Origin of the sequence: Kutzneria buriramensis, assembly GCF_003387475.1 — a bacterium.
Taxonomy (GTDB): Bacteria; Actinomycetota; Actinomycetes; order Mycobacteriales; family Pseudonocardiaceae; genus Kutzneria; species Kutzneria buriramensis.
This window is the reverse complement of sequence record NZ_QUNO01000010.1, coordinates 1-19,906: the sequence shown is the minus strand read 5'-3', so window position 1 is coordinate 19,906 and position 19,906 is coordinate 1. Positions and strand designations below refer to the sequence as shown.

At 71.5% G+C, this 19,906-nt stretch carries 15 protein-coding genes; 9 read left to right on the top strand and 6 right to left on the bottom strand.

Annotated elements, in window-relative coordinates; genetic code table 11:
• Positions 1–49: 49 nt before the first annotated feature.
• Both BCF44_RS56830 and BCF44_RS27750 read right to left on the bottom strand, forming a co-directional pair.
• Positions 50–2,308, bottom strand: coding sequence for an ArnT family glycosyltransferase (locus BCF44_RS56830; RefSeq protein ID WP_211353262.1), 2,259 nt, complete (start codon positions 2,306–2,308; stop codon positions 50–52).
• On the bottom strand, positions 2,305–3,576 hold the full coding sequence (locus BCF44_RS27750) for a bifunctional glycosyltransferase family 2/GtrA family protein (RefSeq protein ID WP_116177359.1): 1,272 nt from the start codon (positions 3,574–3,576) through the stop codon (positions 2,305–2,307). Before BCF44_RS27750 ends, BCF44_RS56830 begins: the two co-directional genes overlap by 4 nt.
• Positions 3,577–3,845: 269 nt before the next feature.
• Here BCF44_RS27750 and BCF44_RS27745 point away from each other — a divergent pair, with 269 nt between their 5' ends.
• Positions 3,846–4,598, top strand: coding sequence for a hypothetical protein (locus BCF44_RS27745; RefSeq protein ID WP_116177358.1), 753 nt, complete (start codon positions 3,846–3,848; stop codon positions 4,596–4,598).
• A gap of 148 nt (positions 4,599–4,746) precedes the next feature.
• On the opposite strand, the gene BCF44_RS27740 is transcribed toward BCF44_RS27745, so the two are convergent.
• The 3 genes from BCF44_RS27740 to BCF44_RS27730 all read right to left on the bottom strand — a co-directional run bounded on the left by BCF44_RS27740 (position 4,747) and on the right by BCF44_RS27730 (position 7,088).
• Positions 4,747–5,256: an RNA polymerase sigma factor gene (locus tag BCF44_RS27740; protein ID WP_116177357.1), complete on the bottom strand. Its 510-nt coding sequence runs from the start codon at positions 5,254–5,256 to the stop codon at positions 4,747–4,749.
• 350 nt (positions 5,257–5,606) lie between these two features.
• On the bottom strand, positions 5,607–6,062 hold the full coding sequence (locus BCF44_RS27735; protein ID WP_170217792.1) for a MarR family winged helix-turn-helix transcriptional regulator: 456 nt from the start codon (positions 6,060–6,062) through the stop codon (positions 5,607–5,609).
• 354 nt (positions 6,063–6,416) lie between these two features.
• On the bottom strand, positions 6,417–7,088 hold the full coding sequence (locus tag BCF44_RS27730) for a hypothetical protein (RefSeq protein WP_246015624.1): 672 nt from the start codon (positions 7,086–7,088) through the stop codon (positions 6,417–6,419).
• Between the two features lie 703 nt (positions 7,089–7,791).
• Between BCF44_RS27730 and BCF44_RS27725 the strand changes: the two genes are divergently transcribed.
• From BCF44_RS27725 to BCF44_RS27705, 5 genes are all read left to right on the top strand, one after another.
• Positions 7,792–10,584: an AAA family ATPase gene (locus tag BCF44_RS27725; protein ID WP_116177354.1), complete on the top strand. Its 2,793-nt coding sequence runs from the start codon at positions 7,792–7,794 to the stop codon at positions 10,582–10,584.
• Positions 10,585–10,868: 284 nt separating this feature from the next.
• A complete protein-coding gene (locus BCF44_RS27720) occupies positions 10,869–12,464 on the top strand; it encodes a S53 family peptidase (RefSeq protein WP_116177353.1) in 1,596 nt (531 codons plus the stop codon).
• Positions 12,465–12,742: 278 nt separating this feature from the next.
• Positions 12,743–13,381 carry a TetR/AcrR family transcriptional regulator gene (locus BCF44_RS27715; RefSeq protein WP_246015623.1) on the top strand — a complete coding sequence of 213 codons (639 nt, stop codon included), beginning with the start codon at positions 12,743–12,745 and terminating at the stop codon, positions 13,379–13,381.
• A 33-nt stretch (positions 13,382–13,414) separates the two neighbouring features.
• Positions 13,415–14,413 carry a D-cysteine desulfhydrase family protein gene (locus tag BCF44_RS27710; protein WP_116177352.1) on the top strand — a complete coding sequence of 333 codons (999 nt, stop codon included), beginning with the start codon at positions 13,415–13,417 and terminating at the stop codon, positions 14,411–14,413.
• 47 nt (positions 14,414–14,460) lie between these two features.
• Positions 14,461–15,855, top strand: coding sequence for a dihydrolipoyl dehydrogenase family protein (locus BCF44_RS27705; RefSeq protein WP_246015621.1), 1,395 nt, complete (start codon positions 14,461–14,463; stop codon positions 15,853–15,855).
• Between the two features lie 12 nt (positions 15,856–15,867).
• On the opposite strand, the gene BCF44_RS27700 is transcribed toward BCF44_RS27705, so the two are convergent.
• A complete protein-coding gene (locus BCF44_RS27700; protein WP_116177351.1) occupies positions 15,868–17,016 on the bottom strand; it encodes a hypothetical protein in 1,149 nt (382 codons plus the stop codon).
• A 275-nt stretch (positions 17,017–17,291) separates the two neighbouring features.
• Between BCF44_RS27700 and BCF44_RS27695 the strand changes: the two genes are divergently transcribed.
• The 3 genes from BCF44_RS27695 (at position 17,292) to BCF44_RS27685 (ending at position 19,745) form a co-directional block, all read left to right on the top strand.
• A complete protein-coding gene (locus BCF44_RS27695) occupies positions 17,292–17,795 on the top strand; it encodes a DUF3145 domain-containing protein (RefSeq protein WP_116177350.1) in 504 nt (167 codons plus the stop codon).
• 20 nt (positions 17,796–17,815) lie between these two features.
• The gene (locus BCF44_RS27690; RefSeq protein WP_147328655.1) at positions 17,816–18,403 is read left to right on the top strand and encodes a hypothetical protein; all 588 of its coding nucleotides are present in this window, start codon (positions 17,816–17,818) and stop codon (positions 18,401–18,403) included.
• A 112-nt stretch (positions 18,404–18,515) separates the two neighbouring features.
• Positions 18,516–19,745, top strand: coding sequence for a cytochrome P450 (locus BCF44_RS27685; protein ID WP_211353261.1), 1,230 nt, complete (start codon positions 18,516–18,518; stop codon positions 19,743–19,745).
• Positions 19,746–19,906 lie beyond the last annotated feature (161 nt).

Sequence of the window (19,906 nt, the reverse complement as noted above, 5' to 3'; positions counted from 1 at the left end):
GAGAACCGCGGTGGGATCCCCCTTTCGAGGGTCCCCACCGCGGCTCGGGTCACTTGGCCAGGCAGTCGTACAGGGTGTCGCCGCCGCCGCGGAAGCCGCCACGCTGGTCCGAAGTGGACGAAGCGGTCACGCCGTAGGCGCTGGCCGGCACCACCTTGCAGTTCTGCTGCACCCACTGCGTGCGCTGCTCGGTGATGCCGCCGCCGCGGCCGCCCTGCGCCGCCCCGGGGGCGCTCGTCAGCACGAAACCGAGGGCGCCCTGCGACTTCCACTGCTTGAGCAGGTCGACGCTGGGGGCGTCGTCGCTGCCCATGAAGCCGCCCATGCCGATCACCGTCACGCCGCTGTGCACGATGTAGGCCTCGGACGCCATCGCGCCGCCCTCGACCGCCAGCTTGATCCGGGCGTTCGGGGCGTTCTTCGTGACGTAGTCGAGGATCTTCTGGTCGTCCGCGGTGAGGGTGTTGCCGCCGCGGCCGCCGCCGGGGAACCCGGGGAAGTCGCCCCGCCCGTCGGCATTTCCGCCTTGGCCGCCGCCGAAGCCGCCGTTGCCGCCGCGTCGCCCGCCAGGCCCGCCGCCGCCGAAGGCACCCAGACCGCCACCGGGCGGGCCGGCGGTCGCCAGCCCACCCGGGCCGCCGGCGCTGTCCGGCGTGATCGCCGTGGCGCCCGCCCACACACCCGGCGCGAGCAACACCGCCACCACGCCCAGCACCGCCGCCACGCGCGCCCCCGGCACGTTGATCAGTTTCGCCAGCACCAGTCCGATCACCGCGATCGCGGCGACCGCCGCGACGGCGTAGCGCAGCCAGCCGTTCCAGGCCACGTCCCGGGACACCAGCACCCAGGCCCACACCGCCGTCAGGACGATGCCGGCCGGGAACAGCAGCCAGCTCGCGCCGACCGGATGCCGGTAGTGACGCCACAGCAATGCGAGGCCGCCGCCGGCCAGCGCCGCGATCGCCGGGCCCAGCTGGGTCGTGTAGTACTGGTGGAAGATGCCCTGCTGGAAGCTGAAGACGAGGCTCAGCACGATCAGCCAGGTGCCCCACATGAACCAGCCGGCACGGCGCTGGTGGTCCGCCGGCAGCCGGCGCCGCCACGAGACCACCCCGGTCACCGCCACGATCGCCAGCACGAACAGGCACAGCGGCATCAGCCAGCTGATCTGGCCGCCGACCTCGTCGCCGAACATGCGCCCGATGCCGTTGCCCTGGGAGAACCCGCCGAAGCCGCCGCCGCGACCCCCGCCGGGAAAGCCCCCTCCGCCGCCGGCACCGCCACCGAATCCACCTGTGCCGCCACCGGATCCGCCTGTGCCGCCGCCGAAACCACCTCCAGCGCCGCCGCCGAATCCGCCACCGGCAGCGCCACCAGCGCCGCCCCCTCCGCCGAAACCGCCTGCGCCGCCCGGGAATCCGCCACCGCCCGGCCCACCGCGGCCCACGCCCTCGCCGAACACCCGCCCGAGGCCGTTGTAGCCGAAGATCAGCGACAGCTCACCGCCGTCGGTGCTGCCACCCACATACGGCTTGGGACTGGGCCACACCACCGTCAACAACACCCACCAGAACGAACTCGCCAGCAGAACTCCGCCGGCCGCCAGCAGATCCACGATCCGCCGGCCCCACGAGGCGTTGCGCCCGAACAGGTAGCCCACGCCCAGCGCCGGCACGATCATCCACGCCGCCAGGCTCTTGGTGAGAAACCCACAGCCGACCCAGAAAGCCGCCTGTAGCAACCACTTCGTCGCGCTGCGGGCCGGAATCCCGGCCTCCACGGACCGCGTGAACGCATACGCCGCGGCCACGCAGAGCAGGGTCAGGGCGGCGTCCGGGTTGTTGACGCGGTCGATCGCCACGGTGATCGGCGTCAGCGCCAGCACGGCCGCGGCGATCAGCGCCACGTTCTCGCCGGCCCAGCGGCGAACCGTGCGGTGCAACAGGAAAACCGCCGCCACGCCCTCCAGGGCCTGCGGCAGCGCCAGCGCCCAGGCGTGCCAGCCGAAGATCCACACCGACACCACCTGCGGCCACAGGCCCATCGGCGGCTTGTCCACGGTGACCACGCCGGCCGGATCGTACGAGCCGAACACGAAATTGGTCAGGCCCTGCGACATGGACTTCACGGCCGCCGAGTAGAACTCGTTCCCCCAGCCGGCGTTCCAGATGTCCCAGCCGTACAACCCGGTCGCGACCACCAGGATCGCGCCCAGCGCGTACGGACGCCACCGCACCGGCTGGCCCGGCGACTCCGAGGGAGTCGCCGGGCCAGCCGGTGGCGCGGTCGCTTCTGCGGCCGTCGTCATGCTTTTCCTTCCTCACCGGTGTTCTTGAAGACCCAGGCGCGCAGCAGCACGAACCGGGCGGCGGTGCCGATCAGCGAAGACGCCAGCAGCACCAGGAGTTCCAGCGCCTTCGACGCCGTCGGGTCGAAGGCGCCCAGCGCGAGCAGCGCGCCGGAGGTGAACGCGTAGTAGAGCGCGAACACGATCAGGCCCTGCAGGTGGACCCGGCCGACCGCGCCGGCCGACCGCAGGAAGGTGAAGCGGCGGTTGGCCTCGGTGTTGAGCAGCGTCGTCACCGTGAGCGCGACGAAGTTCGCCACCAGCGCGGGCCACCACGTCCGCATGATGCCGTACAGGGCGAGGTTCGCGACCGTCGACACCGCGCCGATCGCCGCGAACGACAGGAGCTGCCACAGCAGACCGGTCTCCCGCCGGGCCACCACGGCGTCGGGGTGCGCGGGCTTCGGCTCCGGGCGGCGGGGCAGGTTGTCGACCTTGGCCGAGCCGGTCGCCTTCGCGCGGGCCACGCGGATCAGGCCGCGGATGTCCTCGGTGGCGGTCTTGGCCACGTGCACCCGGGTGTCGATGTCCTCGACCCAGTCCACCGGCACCTCGTGCACGCGCAGGCCGTTGTGCTCGGCGAGCAGCAGCAGTTCGGTGTCGAAGAACCAGGAGTCGTCGGCGATGTGCGGCAGCAGCCGCCGGATCACGTCGGTGCGCGCCGCCTTGAAGCCGCACTGGGCGTCGGTGAACTTCGCGCCGTGTGAGAGCCGGATCATCGCGTTGTAGCAGCGGGAGATCATCTCCCGCTTGGGGCCGCGGATGGTTCGGGAGCCGGCGGCCAGCCGGGAGCCGATGGCCACGTCGGAGTGGCCGTTGACCAGCGGCGCGACCAGCGGCAGCAGCGCGTTCAGGCCGGTCGACAGGTCGACGTCCATGTAGACGACGATGTCGGCGTCGCTCCACCCCCAGGCCTTGCGCAGCGCCAGGCCCCGGCCCTTGCGGTCCAGGTGCAGCACCCGCACGCCCGGGTAGGAGTCGGCGAGCTCGTTGGCCACGTCCAGGGTGGCGTCCGTGCTGGCGTTGTCCGCGACCGTGATCGTCCACTCGAACGGGAACTGCTCGGTGAGGAAGCCGTGCAGCACCTCGATGCAGCCCGGCAGCGAGCGCTCCTCGTTGTAGACCGGAACGACGACGTCCACGGTCGCGGTTCTCCCCACCGACCAGCGCCCCGAATCGGCGCTGGTGTCGGTGTCGCCGCGTTCGCCGGCGACGGCCGCTCCACTCATGTCTGACCACCTGACCCCAGTCGGTTGCTGAGGCTCTGGATCGAGCCCACGTTCAGGTATGGCGGCCCACTGTGCGAGCACGCTGGACGCTTCCTTGGAGGAACCTGGGAGTCGGTCACGGGCGGGTGAACATCACAGCGCGTATCGGATCAGTGACGCGAATCGCCTGATCCTTTTTCTTCGCGACCGGTGAACCGCTCGGGTGGCCCCGGTCGTAGAGGTGGTCAGCAAGACAGCAAGGCACGACCACCTACACCCGGAGGCTTCTCGTGACACGAGGCCGTCGTATCGCGATCGGTATCGCCAGCGGCCTGACCGCCGTGACCGCACTGACCTGGCTCGGCATCCAGGAGCTCGGGGCGACTCAGTCCGGCCCCGGCACGGTGACGAACGCCGCCGCGCAATCCCCGGTCACCGTCCAGCTCGGTGCCCCGTCCTCGTCCGCTCCGGCCGCCCCGACCACGACGGCCGCGGGCGCCCCGGCGGGAGCGGGCGCGGGCGCCAACGCGCTCGGCCCGGCCCACCTCACCGCGACGACCATCCCCAAGATGGGTTCCGTCATCGAGGACAGCAAGGGCTTCGTGCTCTATCGCTTCGACAAGGACACCGCCAACCCGCCCAAGTCCAACTGCAACGACACCTGCGCCCTGATCTGGCCGCCCGTGCTGACCAACGGCACGCCGGTGATCGACGGCGTCGACCCGGCGCTGGTGGGCACCGTGGCCCGCGCCGACGGCACCATGCAGGTGACCCTGGCCGGCTGGCCGATGTACAACTTCTCCAACGAGAAGGAGCCCGGCAAGTGGGCGGGCCAGGCCGTCGGCAAGACCTGGTGGGTCATCGACTCCGCCGGCAAGAAGAACCTGACCTGCGTGCCGTCCACCCCGCCGCCGGCCCCGACCGTGCCGCCGCAGGCCCCGCCGCCCGCTGACAACGGCACCGGCGCCGCCGGCACCGACCCCAACGCCGGCAACAACAACACCGGCACCGCGGGCGGCGCCAACTCCGGCAGCGGCTACTAACCCCCGCGAGTCGCGCTCACAGACACACCGAATGTAGATCTCAGGCAGAAAGATGGGCCTTCCCCTGGTGGGGAGGCCCATCTGTCGTTCGGGGATCTACCTCAGATCTACGTTCGTTCCGGTCCTGGGCGCGACTCGCGGGGGTGGGTCACTGCTGCCAGGACTTGATCTTGCCTCGGACCCGGTGGATGGCGGTCTGGGTGGCGCGGGGGGTGGTGCCGAGGATGCGGGCGATGTCGGAGTGGGCGTGGCCGTTGGCGACGAGGACGACCAACTCCCGCTCGTACTCGGTGAGGCGGGGGAGCGTGGAGGCGACCCAGTCGGCCTCGGCGCGGTCGCAGGTGAGCTCCGCGGGGTCGGCGGGGGCGGCGGGGTCGAGCTTGGTGTGCGAGTGCGCCCGGGTCGCGGTGCTGCGGCGGCGGGCCTCGTCCACGCACAGCCGCTTGACCACGGTGACCAGGAAGGGGTGCAGGCGGTCCAGGTCCAGCTCGGAGAAGTGCGCGGCGCGCAGGAGGGCGTCGTGGACGATGTCCTCCGCCTGCCCGCTGCCCGCGGTGTGCCGTGCCGCGATCCCGACCAGCTGCGGCCGGACCCTGGCGCACTCCTCCCAGAACCGGGCCGGGACCTCGGCGGTCTCGCCCGGTGACTGCTGTCGCATTGCCGTCCTCTCGTAGGCACAACAGGAAGAAGTTGCGAATTCACTTGTTTTCGCTGAAAACTTTCCTGTGGCACACGGCACTGTGTGCCCCGTTTGTGTCTACGGTGTAACAACGTTTGCTGTCACTGCCGGTCGAGGGTTATTTACGTCACGTGACAAAGCGTCGTTCGGCCGCTTGCTCATCCGTTCGAGTGAAGGTTGGTGAGACAGGCCCGCCGTCGTGCGTAGACCCGGTGGAACGAGGAGTTCAGTTCCGCAGACCAGGTGCCGGTGTGGTGGCAGGGACCACGCCGATCACCTGACCGGTGGGCCGGCGCGGTGGCAGGGACCGTGTCGGCCCACACCTATATCTAGCGGTAGCTCTCGAACAGCTTGAGCAGCAGGCGGTGTAGCTCCTCCCGCTCGGCCGGGGTCAGCGGCGCGAGCATCTCCTGGTTCAGCCGCTCCACCTCGACCAGCCGCTGCCGCAGCGCCTTCGCGCCGGCCGGTGTGGGCATCACGGCGTAGCGCCGCCGGTCCCGCTCGTCCCGCTTGCGGTTGGCCAGCCCGGCCTTCTCCAGATCGTCGAGCAGCGCCACCAGGTCGCTGGCGTCGATGCCGAGCCGCTCGCTGATCTCCTTCTGCGACGAGGCCCCGTGGTCCTCCAGCGACGCCAGGATCATCAGGTGCTGGCCGCGCAGATCGTGCTCGAATCGCGCGCCACCCAGTCGGCGCCATTGCTTGGCCAGGTGCACGAACAGGAAACTGGGCAGCCGCAACATCCGTTCCGGCAGCGCCAGCTGATCGATGCGGTCCGGGGCGCTCATGCCGGCCATTGTACGGGTGTCCCATGTTGGGTGTGGCCCACGATGTGGCACGCTGCGGAGGTTGAGTGTGGTGTTGATCACACGTGGCTAACACGCGCCATCATGATGGCGTTTGTGCGCGCGAGCTGGCGAAGTAAAGGTTTTCTCCGCACTTCTGCGCAGTCAAGACGCCCCTCGGGTAGCTTTTTCATGGTCGATCGCCAGGATTCCCGGCCCCGGGGGTTGCTCTCTGAGCCGGATGCCCTAGGCTGGTCCCAGCAACAACAACAGACCTCCCGTCACCCCTCCCCCCTGGTGACGGGAAAACCGGAGCCCCCGTCCTAGACGGGGGCTCCGTGCTTTTCCAGGGTCTTTTCAGTGCAGGACGTTCACCGCCCGCGCCACCACCAGGACCACGATCACCAGCGACACCATCGACTGGGCCATCATCGCCAGCTTCGCCCACGGCCGCATCGGCAGCACGTCGGTCGGGCTGAACGCGGTCGCGTTGGTGAACGACAGGTAGAGGTAGTCCACGTACCAGGGCTCCCAGTCCTTCGGCGCCATGTCGGGGCTGGACATCTGCGGGAACAGGAAGTCCGGGTACTGCCGTACGCCGCGGGCCCGCATGCCCGGCCCGCCCCGGTCGAACTCCCAGTACCAGAGCGCGAACACGATGACGTTGGTGACGTAGATGTCCGCGCCGGTGGCCAGCAGCTCCACCGCGTTGTCGCCGATGGTGCCGTCCAGGATGTGCCGGATCAGCTGCACGCCGTTGAGCGCGTTGGCCGCGCTGACCAGGAAGCCGACGGTCAGGCCGATCCGCCGCTCCACCACGCTGTGCTTGCTGATCCGCCGCGGGTTGGCCACGATCAGCGCCACCATGAGCGCCAACGTCAGCGAGGGCAGCACCCAGATCGGCAGGAAGGTCATCGTCTGCGGCAGCGGCAGTTGGAGGCCCAGCGCCACCAGGATCGCCCCGGCGACGGCCCAGCGCTGCTCCGTCTCGGTCTCCCGGCGCCACGCCGGCATCTCGGCTTGTGTCACGGCGCCTAGGTGACCACGCAGACGGGCGGTGCGCCCGAAGGACACACCGCCCGTCACGTTAGCGGTCAACCAGTAGGTCGCCTCTCGGCGAGTGACACAGTACGGCTCCAGCCGAACGGTATTCCGTACCGGTTTTTTCAGATGCGGCCCGGGGGACACGTACTGGCCAACCACTTCCTACAACGGTACGGGGCGTCGGCTTGTTCCCGCATCCCTCGGCCGGTGCAAACGCCTGCGTGAGCATGATCACTCACGGTGGTCGTCGCCCCGGCCGCCGGCGGCACCGGTCACCGCGGTCCGGCCCGGCGGGACATGCGCGCGCCGGCGGCGGGCCACGGGCCCGGGGCCGGCGACGGCCGGCGCCGGGTGGCAGCCAGGGGAGGGTGGTCCGGGTGCCGCGCGGCACGGGAATGGGGCGCTTCCGCCCGTTGGGATCGCGTTGACAAAAAATGGTCGGCGCGGTCTTGTTGTGCCATGAAGGCTGCCGCGAACCGCTCGAGTGACGGCGTTGTCACGGGCGTCCCTCGCTGTCCGCGCTGATCGTCCTCGCTGGTCGCGAGGCGCGCCCGAAATGGCGGACTACCGACGAAAGTCGTAGGCCAAATCGCCCAGCGGCTCACACGAATACGCGGTTGGAATACCGGTGTGTGGCCGATGAGAATAGTGGAGTACCAACTCTGCCCTGCGGTTGAGGTACCACATCATGAATGAACCTGGCCCGGTTGGACGTGGCGAGCTCCTGCGCTCGGCACGGGAGGCACTGCGGGCGAGCGGCAGCGTGCTGTTCTGCGGCCCCGCCGGCATCGGCAAGTCGACGCTGCTGGGGGCGCTGGCCGGCGAGCTGAGACTGGCCGGCCCGGTGCTGCGCTGTGCCCCGGCCGAGTCGGACCGAAGACTTCCCTTCGTCTGCCTGATCGACCTGCTCGCCGACGTCTCCGACGAGCTGCTCGCGACGCTGCCGGGCCCGCTGCGCACCGCGCTGGACGCCGCGCTGCTGCGCGGCGAGCATCCGACGTCCGACCAGAGCCGGCTCGGCGTGCGGCTGGCAGTGCTCCAGGTGCTGCAGATGCTGTCCGACCCTCCGATTTCCCGCGGCGGCCCGGTCACGCTGGTGATCGACGATCTCCAGTGGGTGGACCGCCCCAGCGCCGAGGTGCTGGCGTTCGTGGCGCGGCGGCTGACCGGCGACCGGCTGCGGGTGCTGGCCGCCGAGCGCGTGCCGGACGGGGAGCAGCCGCTGCACCGGCAACTGTGCCCGCCGACCGCCGTCGAACTGCCGGTGCCGCCGCTGACTCCGCGTGAGGTCGCGCGATTGTTGCTGCGGGACAACGGTGTTCTGCTGCCGCACGGCTCCGTGACGCAGATCCACGAGCTGGCCGACGGCAATCCGTTCTACGCCCTGGAACTGGGCCGGGCCGTGCTGCGCTCGGGCGTGCCGGAGAGCCCGGGCCGGCCGCTGCCGGTGCCGCGCCGGCTGCGGGCGCTGCTGCTGGACCGGTTGGGCGAGCTGACCCACCGCGCGCAGGCCACGCTGCTGTCGGCCAGCGCCGCGACCCGTCCGAGCCTGACCTTGTTGCGTGCCGCCGGTCATCCCGACGCCGCCGCCGATCTGGTCGCCGCCGAGCGCTGCGACCTGGCCGTGGCCGACGACGAGGGTGTTGTGCGGTTCAGACATCCGCTCATCCGAGCGGCGATCTATGCCGAGGCGGCCTCGCACCTCCGCATCGACGCCCACGCCCGGCTCGCCGACGTCGTCACCGAACCAGTCGAACGGGCCCGGCACCTCGCGCTGGCCAAGCCGCACGAGGACGAGTCCGTGGCCGCCACCCTGATGGCGGCCGCCGCCTCGGCCCGCCGCCGGGGCGCGCCGGTCACGGCGGCCGAGCTGGCGGCGATGGCCGCCGACCGAACTCCCTGGGACAACCAGCAGATACGGGCCGAGCGCCGGCTCGCCGCCGCCGAGCACGCCTGCGACGCCGGGCTGCGCGTCGAGGCGCGGGCGGCCGCCGAGTCCGTGCTGGCCGACGCCGAGTGCCCGCGGCTGCGGGTGCGCGCCCGGCTGGTGTTGCTGCGCAACGCCGGGCAGGCCCTGCACGGTCTCGGCCCGTTGATCGAGGACGGACTCGTCGACGCGGCCGGCGATCCCGAGCTGGAGGCGCCGCTGCGCATGTGGCTCGCCGGCCGGCTGCTGCTCGGCGGCGACACCCTGGAGGCGGCCGCGCAAGCCGGCCGTTCGGCCGAACTGGCCACGCTGGCCGGGGATCCGACCACCGCGGTGCGCGCGCTGACGCGGCTGGCGCATCTCCAGTCGCTGCGGGGAGATCCGGCCGCGCGGGAGACGGTGGCGCGGGCGCTGGCCATTGTCGAACGGAATCCGCAGGCCGAGTCGTGGGAGCTGGAGCGGCACCAGGCCGTGCTGGAGCTGTTCGACGACGATCTCCAGCGGGCCGAGCGGCGGCTGGTGTCGTTGCTGCGCAAGGTCGAGGAGACCGCCGCCGTCGAGGACACGGTGGCGATCATGGTGACGCTGGCCGAGGTGCAGTCGCGGACCGGGCAGTGCGGCCGGGCCGTGGACACCGCGCGGCGGGCGATGCGGCTGTTCTCCGAGGCCGGCGTCAGCTGCCCGCCCGCGCTGTACGCGGCGGCGCTGGCCGAGGCCAACGGCGGCAGCGTCAAGGCCGCGACCGAGCACGCCGAGCGCGGCGCCCGGGAGTCCGCGGCGGACGGTGATCAACTGTATTTGATGCGTAACTTGGCTGTGCTGGGCCAGGTCCAGCTCACCACCGGCGACGCCCCGGCCGCCGTGGAGACCCTGGGCCGGGTCGCCGAGATCGGCCGCCGGATGGACATCCGGGACCCGGCGGTCGTGCGCTGGCACGCCGATCTCGCCGAGGCGCTGGTCGCGACCGGCGCGCTCGACGACGCCCGCGAGCTGATCGACCGGACCGCCGAGCAGGCCCGCGACCACGGCCGGCGCGCCGTGTCCGCCACCCTCGACCGGGTTTCCGCGCTGCTGGCCGTGGCATCGGGTCGGCCCAACGACGGCGTCGCGCAGCTTCGCGAGGTCGCCGCCCGCCAGACCGGCCTGGACCGCGCCCGCACCCTGATCGCCCTGGCCGGCGTCGAACGCCGCTGCCGCCGGCGCGCCGCGTCGCGGGCCGCGCTGTCCGAGGCGCACGACATCTGCGTCGCCATCGGCGCGACCCCGTGGGCCGAGCGGGTCCGCGAGGAGCTCGACCGCGCCGGCGCCCAGTCCCGCGCCGACCACGCCGTGGCGCTAACCGTTGCCGAGCAACGAGTTGCCGAGCTGGTCCGTGCCGGATCCACCAACCGCGAGGTCGCCGCCGTCCTGTTCATCAGCGTGAAGACGGTGGAGGCCACCCTGTCGAGGATCTATCGCAAGGTGGGCGTTCGGTCCCGAACGGAGTTGGTCCGCGCCATGGACGTGCCCGCGCCGCGCACGCCGGCGGACGCGCTGAGCAGCCAGGCCGTGTGAACAGTCTGGAACAAGACCTGCCCCGAACCGCATTTCGGTGTGACCGTGCTCGTGCCGCGCGTTCCGCGCGGGGTGAGGCCGCTCGTGACCGGTCTCTTCCCTTGGCTCAGCTCGATCGATGGACCGACTCGATCGAGCTGAGCCCGCGGTCCGGAGCCCGCGCGGCCTCACGCGCGACTCGCGGGGGTTCTTGCCGCAGGGCAAGGGTTTCCCCGCTTACACGCAGGGTGGTCGGTCAATAGCGTTGGGTGCGTCCCACCCCGTCCTGCACTGGGAGAGCAGTCGTGAAAACTGTGAGGATCATCGGCGCGTTGGTCGCCCCGCTCGCCATCGCCGCGGTCGCGGCGCCGACCGCGCTGGCCGCGCCCGCGCCCCGGGTCGCGTTGTCCGCCGACGCGGTGAGCCTGAGCGACGCCGCGCAGCTGGGGGCGGTGCCCGCCGACCAGAAGGTGTCGGTCGCGGTGAGCCTGAACCTGCGCAACGGCGCGGAGCTGGACCGCACCATCGCGGCGGTGAACGACCCGCATTCGGCCCAGTACGGCCACTTCCTCACCCCCGAGCAGTTCACCGCCCGCTTCGGCCCGACCTCCGACCAGGTCGACCGGGTCACGAACTACCTGCGCGGCCAAGGGCTGTCGGTGGACGCGGTGAGCGGCAACCACCTCACGGTGGACGCGAGCGGCCCGGCGGCGGCGGTGCAGAAGGCGTTCGGCACGACGTTGCAGAACTACCGGGACGGCAAGACGAACCGTCCCTTCTACGCCAACGTCTCCGCGCCGACGCTGCCGGCGGACCTGGCCGGCGTCGTGCTGGACGTGGCCGGCCTGAACAACCGGCAGATCCGCGTGCACCACGGCGCGGTGAACCCGCACGCCGGCCCCGGCGGCGGTTTCACGCCGACGCAGCTCAAGGGCGCGTACGACGTGAGCTCGGCCAACAACGGTTCCGGCCAGACGGTCGCGCTGTGGGAGTTCGACGGCTTCCAGCAGTCCAACATCAGCCAGTACGACAGCCACTACGCCACCGGCTCGCCGACGCCGAAGGTGCAGCAGGTCTCCGGCGGCTCCGGCCCGCTGGGCGACGGCCAGGTCGAGGTGGAGCTGGACATCGAGGCGATCCAGGCCATCGCGCCGAAGGCGGCGATCACGGTCTTCGAGGCGCCCAACACCGACCAGGGTGAAGTGGACCTGGCCAATGCCATCGTCTCGAGCAAGATCTCCGTTACCTCGATCAGCTGGGGCCTGTCGGAGAAGGGCCGCACCACCTCGGGCATCCAGGCCGTGGACAACGTCTTCAAGCAGGGCGCGGCCCAGGGGCAGAGCTTCTTCGCCGCCTCCGGCGACAGCGGCTCCGACGACAACGGCGACGGCAGCACCAGCGTCGACTACCCGGCCAGCGACCCGAACGTGACGGGCGTCGGCGGCACCAACCTGTCCACCTCGACCACCACCACGTGGAAGAGCGAGACCGCGTGGAACGGCTCCGGCGGCGGCGTTTCCTCCGTCTTCACGCTGCCCTCGTTCCAGACCGGCGTGAAGGTCGGCACCTCGGGGAAGCGCCAGGTGCCCGACGTGTCCGCGCAGGGCGGCCCGACGGGCATCTCGGTCTACACCCAGGGGCAGTGGACCTCCGTGTACGGCACGTCCGGCGCGGCCCCGATCTGGGCCGGCGTCGCCGCCGTCTACAACCAGGCCGCCGCGGCCAAGGGCAAGACGGGCTTGGGCTCGGCCAACAGCAAGCTGTACTCGCTGGCCAAGACGGACTTCCACGACATCACCAGCGGCAGCAACGGCGCCTACAAGGCCGGCGCCGGCTTCGACCTGGTGACCGGCATCGGCACGCCGGACACCGCGAAGATCCTGGCCGACGGGATCAAGTAGCCCGCCCGGCGATCCGGTCGCCATCTGAAGAACGCCACGCCCCGTCCGGCCTCCGCCGGGCGGGGCGTGCCCGTGTGATCACGCGGTGTTGCAAACACCTTGCCGGAGGGTGAGCGTTACTCGGCCGCTCGGGTGATGACCCCTCACATGCGCCGTTTTCGCGTTTCGCCAGGTCAGCGGGGAAACGCTTTCTGCGGCGCCGTCCCATTCCTGGCAGTCCGCTGAGTGTTTGCCCCGAACACTGCGTGAATCGGGCGTGCAGGCCGCACCATGTTCGCGTGCAGGACGATCACACGAACAGCAGACTTGCCCTGCTGATGCGCAGACAGCCGGTGCAGGCAAGAGGCGCGGCCACCGTGACCGCGATCCTCGACGCGTGCCAGGCGCTGCTCAACGAGCGGGACTACGACTCGATCACCACGGCGCGCATCGCGGAGTCCGCGGGCATCCCGATCGGGTCCTTCTACCAGTACTTCCCGGACAAGCGGTCGGTGGTGCGCGCGCTGGCGCTGCGCTGCACCGACAAGTTCCTCACGGAAGTCGACGAGTACTTCGAGACGGCGCCCGACGACTGGCGGCAGGCCGTCGCCGGCGTGCTCGCCGTCCACGAGCGAATGCGCAAGCAGGACGCCAACTTCGGGCGGGTGCGCTTCGCCGAGGTGCTCGACAACCACCTGGAGGACCCGGAGTCCGATCACCGTCGGCTGGTGGCCGACCGGATCGGAGCCCTGTTCGCCTCCCGGTACAAGGTGCGAAAGGGCGCGGGTTACCGACTTGCGTTCCTCGCCGCGGTCGAGTCGGGCGGGTCACTGCTGCAGATGGCCGACCGGGTGCCGAGCCGGCAGCGACGCCAAGTGGTCGCGACGGCACAGGAAGTCATCACTACGCTGTTGGCGAAGGCCCTCGAGAAGTCCTGAGGGCCCGTCCCGACGGCGAGAGGACCCGCGCGGATGGCTGCCGACCTGTCGAGCTTCCCTCGCATCCAGTTGGGACAGTGGCCGTCGCCGCTCCAGCGGTGCGCGCGCCTGTCCGAACGGCTGGGACCGACGGTGCTGGTCAAGCGCGACGACGTCGGCCTGATCGGCGTCGGCGGCAACAAGCTGCGGAAACTGGAGTTCCTGCTGGGCGCCGCCGTGCGGGACGGCGCCGAGCGGGTGATCACCTTCGGCGCGGTGCAGACCAACCACGGCCGGCTGACCGCGGCCGCCTGCGCGCGCCTCGGGATGCCCTGCGACCTGGTCCTGACGCGCGCGGTGCCGCGCGCCGGCGAGGCGTACGAGCAGTCCGGCAACATCCTGCTCGACCACGTGTACGGGGCCACGGTGCACGTCGTCGACACCGATGACGAGGCCGAGGTCCGTCACCAGGAGTTGTTGGCCGGTCACGGAAAAGCCGCCTCGATCCCGGTCGGTGGCTCGACCGGCGTAGGGGCGCTCGGCTATGTGGCGGCGGTCGCCGAACTGATCGGGCAGTTCGGCGACACCGGTGTGTGGCCGACCCGCCTGGTGTCGCCGCTGGCCAGCGCCGGCACCGCGGCGGGCCTGATCGTCGGCGCGGCCGCGTTCGGCTGGGAGATCGACATCGACCTGATCGCCGTGTCCCGCCCGGTGGAGCAGGCGCGGCAGGTGCTGGCGCCGCTGATCGAGGAGACGGCCGCGCTGCTGGACATCGCGCCGCCCGCGCTGGACCGCGTGCGGATCACCGACCGCACCCTCGGGCCCGGCTACGGCCAGCCCACCGACGAGGTGTGGCGGGCGATCTCGCTGTTCGGCTCGACCGAGGCGATCACCCTGGAGCCCGTCTATTCGGGCAAGACCGCGGCGGGTTTCGTGTCGCTCGTCGAGGACGGCTCGATCGGACCGCACGAGACGGTGTTGTTCCTGCACACGGGCGGTCTGCCCGGCCTGTTCGCGTACACCCCGGAGGCCACCGCTGCCTTTGGTCGGTGATGTGGGGTCGGCTTGCTCCTGGCTGCCTCGTAGTGTGAGGTGGCGGCGTGACAGACACCTTCGACGTAGTGGTGATCGGCGCCGGCCCGGTCGGCGAGAACGTGGCCGCGCGGGCGGTCCGGGGCGGGCTGACCGCCGCGCTGGTGGAACACGAGCTGGTCGGCGGCGAGTGCTCGTACTGGGCGTGCATGCCGAGCAAGGCTCTGCTGCGGCCGGGGCATGCGCTGGCCGCCGCGCGCCGGCTACCAGGCGTGCCGGTCGGCGACCACCTCGACGCCGCCAAGGTCCTCGAGCGCCGCACCTACTTCACGTCCAACTGGGACGACGCCGGCCAGGTGCAGTGGGCCGAGGGCGCCGGCATCACCGTGATCCGCGGCAGCGCCCGGCTCGACGGCGAGCGCCGGGTGGTGGTCGGCGACCGCACGCTGACCGCCCGCCAGGCCGTCGCGGTGTGCACCGGCAGCGTGCCGGTCGTGCCTCCCCTGGAGGGTATCGCCGAGACGAGGGTGTGGACGTCGCGTGATGCCACCTCGGCCAAGGCGGCGCCGGGCCGGCTGATCGTGCTCGGCGGCGGCGTGGTCGGCGTCGAGCTGGCGCAGGCGTGGCGGCGGCTCGGGTCCGACGTGGACCTGGTGATCAGCGGCGAGCTCCCGCTGCCGAAGCTGGAGCCGATCGCCGGCGAGCTCGTCGCCGAGGGGCTGCGTGAGGACGGCATCAGCCTGCACACCGGGGCGAAGGCGGTGCGCGTGTCCCGTGACGGCGGCGAGGTCACCCTCGGCCTCTCCGACGGCACCGTGCTCACCGCGGACGAGTTGCTCGTCGCCACCGGCCGCCGGCCCGCCACCGACAGCGTGGGCGTGGAGACGGTCGGCTTGAAGCCGGGCGACACCCTGCACGTGGACGACTCGGGGCTGGTGTCCGGGGTGGACGGACAGTGGCTGTACGCCGCCGGCGACGTCACCGGCCGCGCGCCGCTGACCCACCAGGGCAAGTACGAGGCGCGCGTGGTCGGCGACGTGATCGCCGCACGGGCCAGGGGGCCGGTCGAGACGCCGCCGTGGAGCCAGTTCACCGCCACCGCCGACCACGCCTCCGTGCCGCAGGTCGTGTTCACGGACCCGGAGGTCGCCGCCGTCGGCCTGACCGCCGCGCAGGCGTCCGCCGCCGGCATCGAGACCCGCGTGGTGGATCTGGACATCGCTGTCGCCGGATCGTCCGTGCACGCCGATGGCTACCGCGGCAAGGCGCGGATGGTGGTGGACGAGCGGCGGAAGGTGCTGGTGGGCGTCACCTTCGTCGGCCCGGACGTGGCGGAGCTGCTGCACTCGGCGACGGTCGCGATCGTCGGAGAGGTGCCCCTGGACCGCCTTTGGCACGCCGTGCCGTCGTATCCGACGATCAGCGAGGTGTGGCTGCGGTTGCTGGAGGCTTACGGCCTCTAGGACAAATCCCGATCAGGACAGGGCCAGCTTGAGCATGCGCTTCGCCAGCGCCACGAGGGCGGGATCGTCGGCAGTGCTCGGCCGTCCGATCCAGACGGTCTCGACCAGTCTCACGGTCCCGCCCGACCGGTTGCTGTCGAAGGCCGCGTTGTCGAACGACACGGGGCCGCCCGGCCACGGGCGTTCCCGCACCAACTCGTTGACGCCGCCGCCGCCCGGCTTCGCGGCCGCCGCCTGGAACTCGACGGCGGCTTCCTGTGCCGCGAAGCGCACCTCGGCGATGGCGACCCCGGCGTCGCCGGATCGGTAGTTCCACCGCCGCAGATCGGTGCACGGGTGCTGGCTCAGCCACACCTGCACGTCCCCGTACGCGTGCTCGGCGCAGTTGGCGCCGTCGTGCACGTCGGCGACGCGGGTGTAGGCGGCGTCCGCCGCGGCGGGGGAGGGGCCGCCGGTGGTCAGGGCGGCGATCACGCTGCCGACGGCCAGCGCCCCGAGCAGCGCCGCCGCCCCGATGGGCAGCCAGCGCCGGCGCTTCTTGGCCGGCGCCGGCGGGGCCGCGGCCTGGGCGGCGGGGAAACCCTCGGCGAGCAGCTCGTCGGTGGTGAACCGCTCGTCCGGGCAGAGGTGGATGAGCAGGCCGCCGGCCTGCTCGGCGGTGCACGCCGGCGGGTCGCCGGCGACGTCGCGCACCGCGGCCAGCAGCGTGGTGGGCATCGGGTGCAGCACGCGGATGCCGCGGTCGAGGTCCAGCTGCGGCTGCGTCACCTGACCGACGTAAGGGCCGACGGCCAGCACCAGCCGAACGGGTAACCCGGTGTCCCGCACGACCTCCGCGACCGCCTCGGCCACGCCGAGCGCCTCGGCGGCGGGATTGGCGTTCGGGTCCGGGCCGACCAGCGGCCAGCCGTCGATCTTCCACTGTCCGGCCAGCGGCGCGTCCAGCTTCATGGCGGGGTCGGGCAGGTCGACGCCGGCGATCACCACCACCGCGTTGGGCAGCAGCACCAGCATGTCCACCGGCCGCGGCCGCCCCGGCGGCAGGTAGCCCGCCAGCGCGACGCCGCCCAGCACGGCGTCGCCGCCGCCCCACGACGCCAGGGCCGACTTGACGTCGGCCGCCACCGCGGACTGCGCGTCGCCCAGTCGCACCAGTCGCACGGCGCCACCTCCCCAGATCCACATCGGTCCGGCCCACGAATGCGGACCGCACAACGGTAACCGGCGGGCCGGTTGCGTCCACGTCCCGGCCTGTGATCGACCTCACCCGTGTCGGTCCCCCTCGCACGGGTGATCTCTGTCCCGGGATGTGCCGGTTGCGGTGGCGGTTGGGCCCGATCACGGGGCAGAATGGCGCATCGGCTTGATCCGCTGGTGATCGCGGCACGCGTGAGGGCGTAGGGGAAGACGTCCCTCGGCGAGTGCGGAGGTCAGCAGTGAACAACCGTGGTCAGACCAGTGGCGTGGTGTACGTCCACTCGTCGCCGTCTGCGGTCTGTCCGCACGTCGAGTGGGCCATCTCGGGCACCCTCGGGGTCCGGGCCGACCTGCGTTGGTCCGCGCAACCGGCCGCCCCCGGCCAGTTGCGGGCGGAGTGCGCGTGGACCGGCGACACGGGTACCGGCGCGCGCCTGTCCGGCGCGCTCAAGGCATGGCCCATGATCAGATTCGAGGTCACCGAGGAGCCCAGCCCCGGCGTGGACGGGGAGCGGTTCTGCTTCGCGCCCGGCATCGGGCTCTGGCACGCCCGCGCGGCCGCCAACGGCGACATCGTGGTGGCCGAGGACCAGTTGCGCGCGCTGGCCGCCAAGGCCCGCGCCGGCGAGTCGTTCGCTCACGGCGTCGACTCGCTGCTGGGCAAGCCGTGGGACGACGCGCTGGAGCCGTTCCGGCGGGCCGGCGACGGCGCGCCGGTGACCTGGCTGCACCGGGTCGGCTGAGTCGTGGCACTCTCGGTGTCGTGACCCCGCAGGCTTCACCCAATCGGACGACGTTGACCTGGCTGATCCCGATCACCCTGCTCGTCGCCGTCTGCGCCATGGTGGGCGGCCTGATCGCCCGCCAGGTCTACGCCGCCGACCGGCAGCCCGCCGGCGCGCCGTCCGCGCCGGCCACCGACAGCGGCACGCCGACCACCACGACGTCGCCGTCGAACCCCAAGACCGTGGCATTCCGGGACGCCGCCCGGAGCGTCCCGCAGTTCGGGGACGTCCAGAACGCCATCCAGAACTACTTCAACGCGATCAACGACCGGAAGTACTCGCTGTGGAAGACGACGGTGACGACCCGGGTCGTGCAGTCGCAGACCCAGGAGGACTGGGCCAACGGGTACAAGACCACCACCGACAGCGACATGACCGTCTACCGGATCGAGGCCAACGGCGACAACCTCGATGTGTTCGGGACGTTCACCAGCCACCAGGAGCCGGCCAACGCGCCGCAGGACCTGCGGGTGGGCTGCATCGACTGGGCGATGGTCTGGCCGTTCGTGAGGTCCGGCAACGGCTACCTGATCGACACCCCGTCGTTCACCAAGAAGGCGTGCTGATCGGGCAGATCCTTCGGGCGGACCACCCCTTGCCCGTCGCGGGGCCACCCCTGTTCGGTGAATAGTGTTAACCCGAACTGGTGGGATGTTTTACCGCACAAGGAGTCGTCTCGTGTCGTCGACGATCAGCGCCCGACCCCTGCCCGTGCCCCGCGAGGACCTCTGCCCGTTCGGCCCGGCGCCCGAGGTCGCCGAACTGCGCAGCGAGTCCCCGGTGGTCCGGGTCACCTGCCCGACCGGCATCGACGCGTGGCTGGTCACCCGCTACGCCGAGGCCCGGGAGGTGATGGGCGACCCGCGGCGCTTCAGCAACCGGTCCGGCCAGGCCGGCCACATGCTCGCCAACATGCCGCCCGACCAACCGGTCGAGGAGGGCGACTTCTCCAAGATGGACGGCCCCGAGCACGTCCGGTTCCGCCGGGTGTTCGCGCCGGCGATCTCGACCGTGAAGCGGATCGAGGAGTTCCGGCCGATGGTGCAGCGCACCGCCGACGAGCTGCTGGACGGGCTGGCCGCCGAGGGCGGGCCGATCGACCTGCACGAGCAGTTCTCCAAGCCGCTGACCACGTCGGTGATCGCCGAGCTGCTGGGCGTGCCCTACGCCGACCGCGCGATCTTCCACCGTGTCGCCGACGCCCTGTTCAGCGGCAAGTCCGATGTGGACGACCTGGACGCGCTGAAGTTCCCGCTGTTCTCCTACGTCGGCGACCTGGTCCGGGCGCGGCGGGTCGAGCCCGGCGAGGACGCGATGAGCGTGCTGGTCACGCGCGGCCAGCAGCAGGAGCAGCCGTTCACCGACCTCGAGCTCACCAAGATGGCCGCCGGCCTGCTGGTCGCCGGCTACGACACCACCGCCAGCATGATCACGTACGGCACGCTGGCGCTGCTTCAGGACCGGCCCCAGTTCGACCGGCTGGCCGCCGACCCGTCGCTGGCCGCCAACGCCGGCGAGGAGCTGGTGCGGATGCTCGGCGTCGGCGCCGGGCTGATGCGGGTGGCCACCGTGGACACCGAGATCGCCGGCCAGCCGATCGCCGCCGGCGAGTTCGTGGTCGTCGCCATCCAGGCCGCCAACCACGACCCCGCGCGCTTCGACGAGCCGGAGCGGTTGGACATCGGCCGCGAGACCAGCGGCCAGATCGGCTTCGGGCACGGGCCGCACCAGTGCGCCGGGCAGCAGATCGCGAGGCTGGAGCTGACCACCGCGCTGGCCACGCTGCCCCGGCGGGTGCCGAGCCTGCGGCTGGCCGTGCCGTTCGCGGAGATCGAGTTCAAGGCCGACACCACCGTCTACGGCCCGGTCGCCCTCCCCGTCACCTGGGACGAGATCCTGCCGGCCTGAAGCCCCGATGCTGAAGCCCCAATGCAGGGAAGGACGCCTTACCCGCGTTCAACGCGGGTAAGGCGTCTTGAAGTCAGGTGGTTGTTGCAACACCCCGTCTGAGTCAGGTGGTGTGTTGTGCAGACCGGACGTCCCCCTCTTGCCCGCTCCGTCCAGGTCCT

Bases quoted from the DNA above. Each gene is read 5' to 3' on its own strand.
- BCF44_RS56830 (WP_211353262.1), bottom strand. From the start codon at position 2,308: ATGACGACGGCCGCAGAAGCGACCGCGCCACCGGCTGGCCCGGCGACT.
- BCF44_RS27750 (WP_116177359.1), bottom strand. From the start codon at position 3,576: ATGAGTGGAGCGGCCGTCGCCGGCGAACGCGGCGACACCGACACCAGC.
- BCF44_RS27740 (WP_116177357.1), bottom strand. From the start codon at position 5,256: ATGCGACAGCAGTCACCGGGCGAGACCGCCGAGGTCCCGGCCCGGTTC.
- BCF44_RS27735 (WP_170217792.1), bottom strand. From the start codon at position 6,062: ATGAGCGCCCCGGACCGCATCGATCAGCTGGCGCTGCCGGAACGGATG.
- BCF44_RS27725 (WP_116177354.1), top strand. From the start codon at position 7,792: ATGAATGAACCTGGCCCGGTTGGACGTGGCGAGCTCCTGCGCTCGGCA.
- BCF44_RS27710 (WP_116177352.1), top strand. From the start codon at position 13,415: ATGGCTGCCGACCTGTCGAGCTTCCCTCGCATCCAGTTGGGACAGTGG.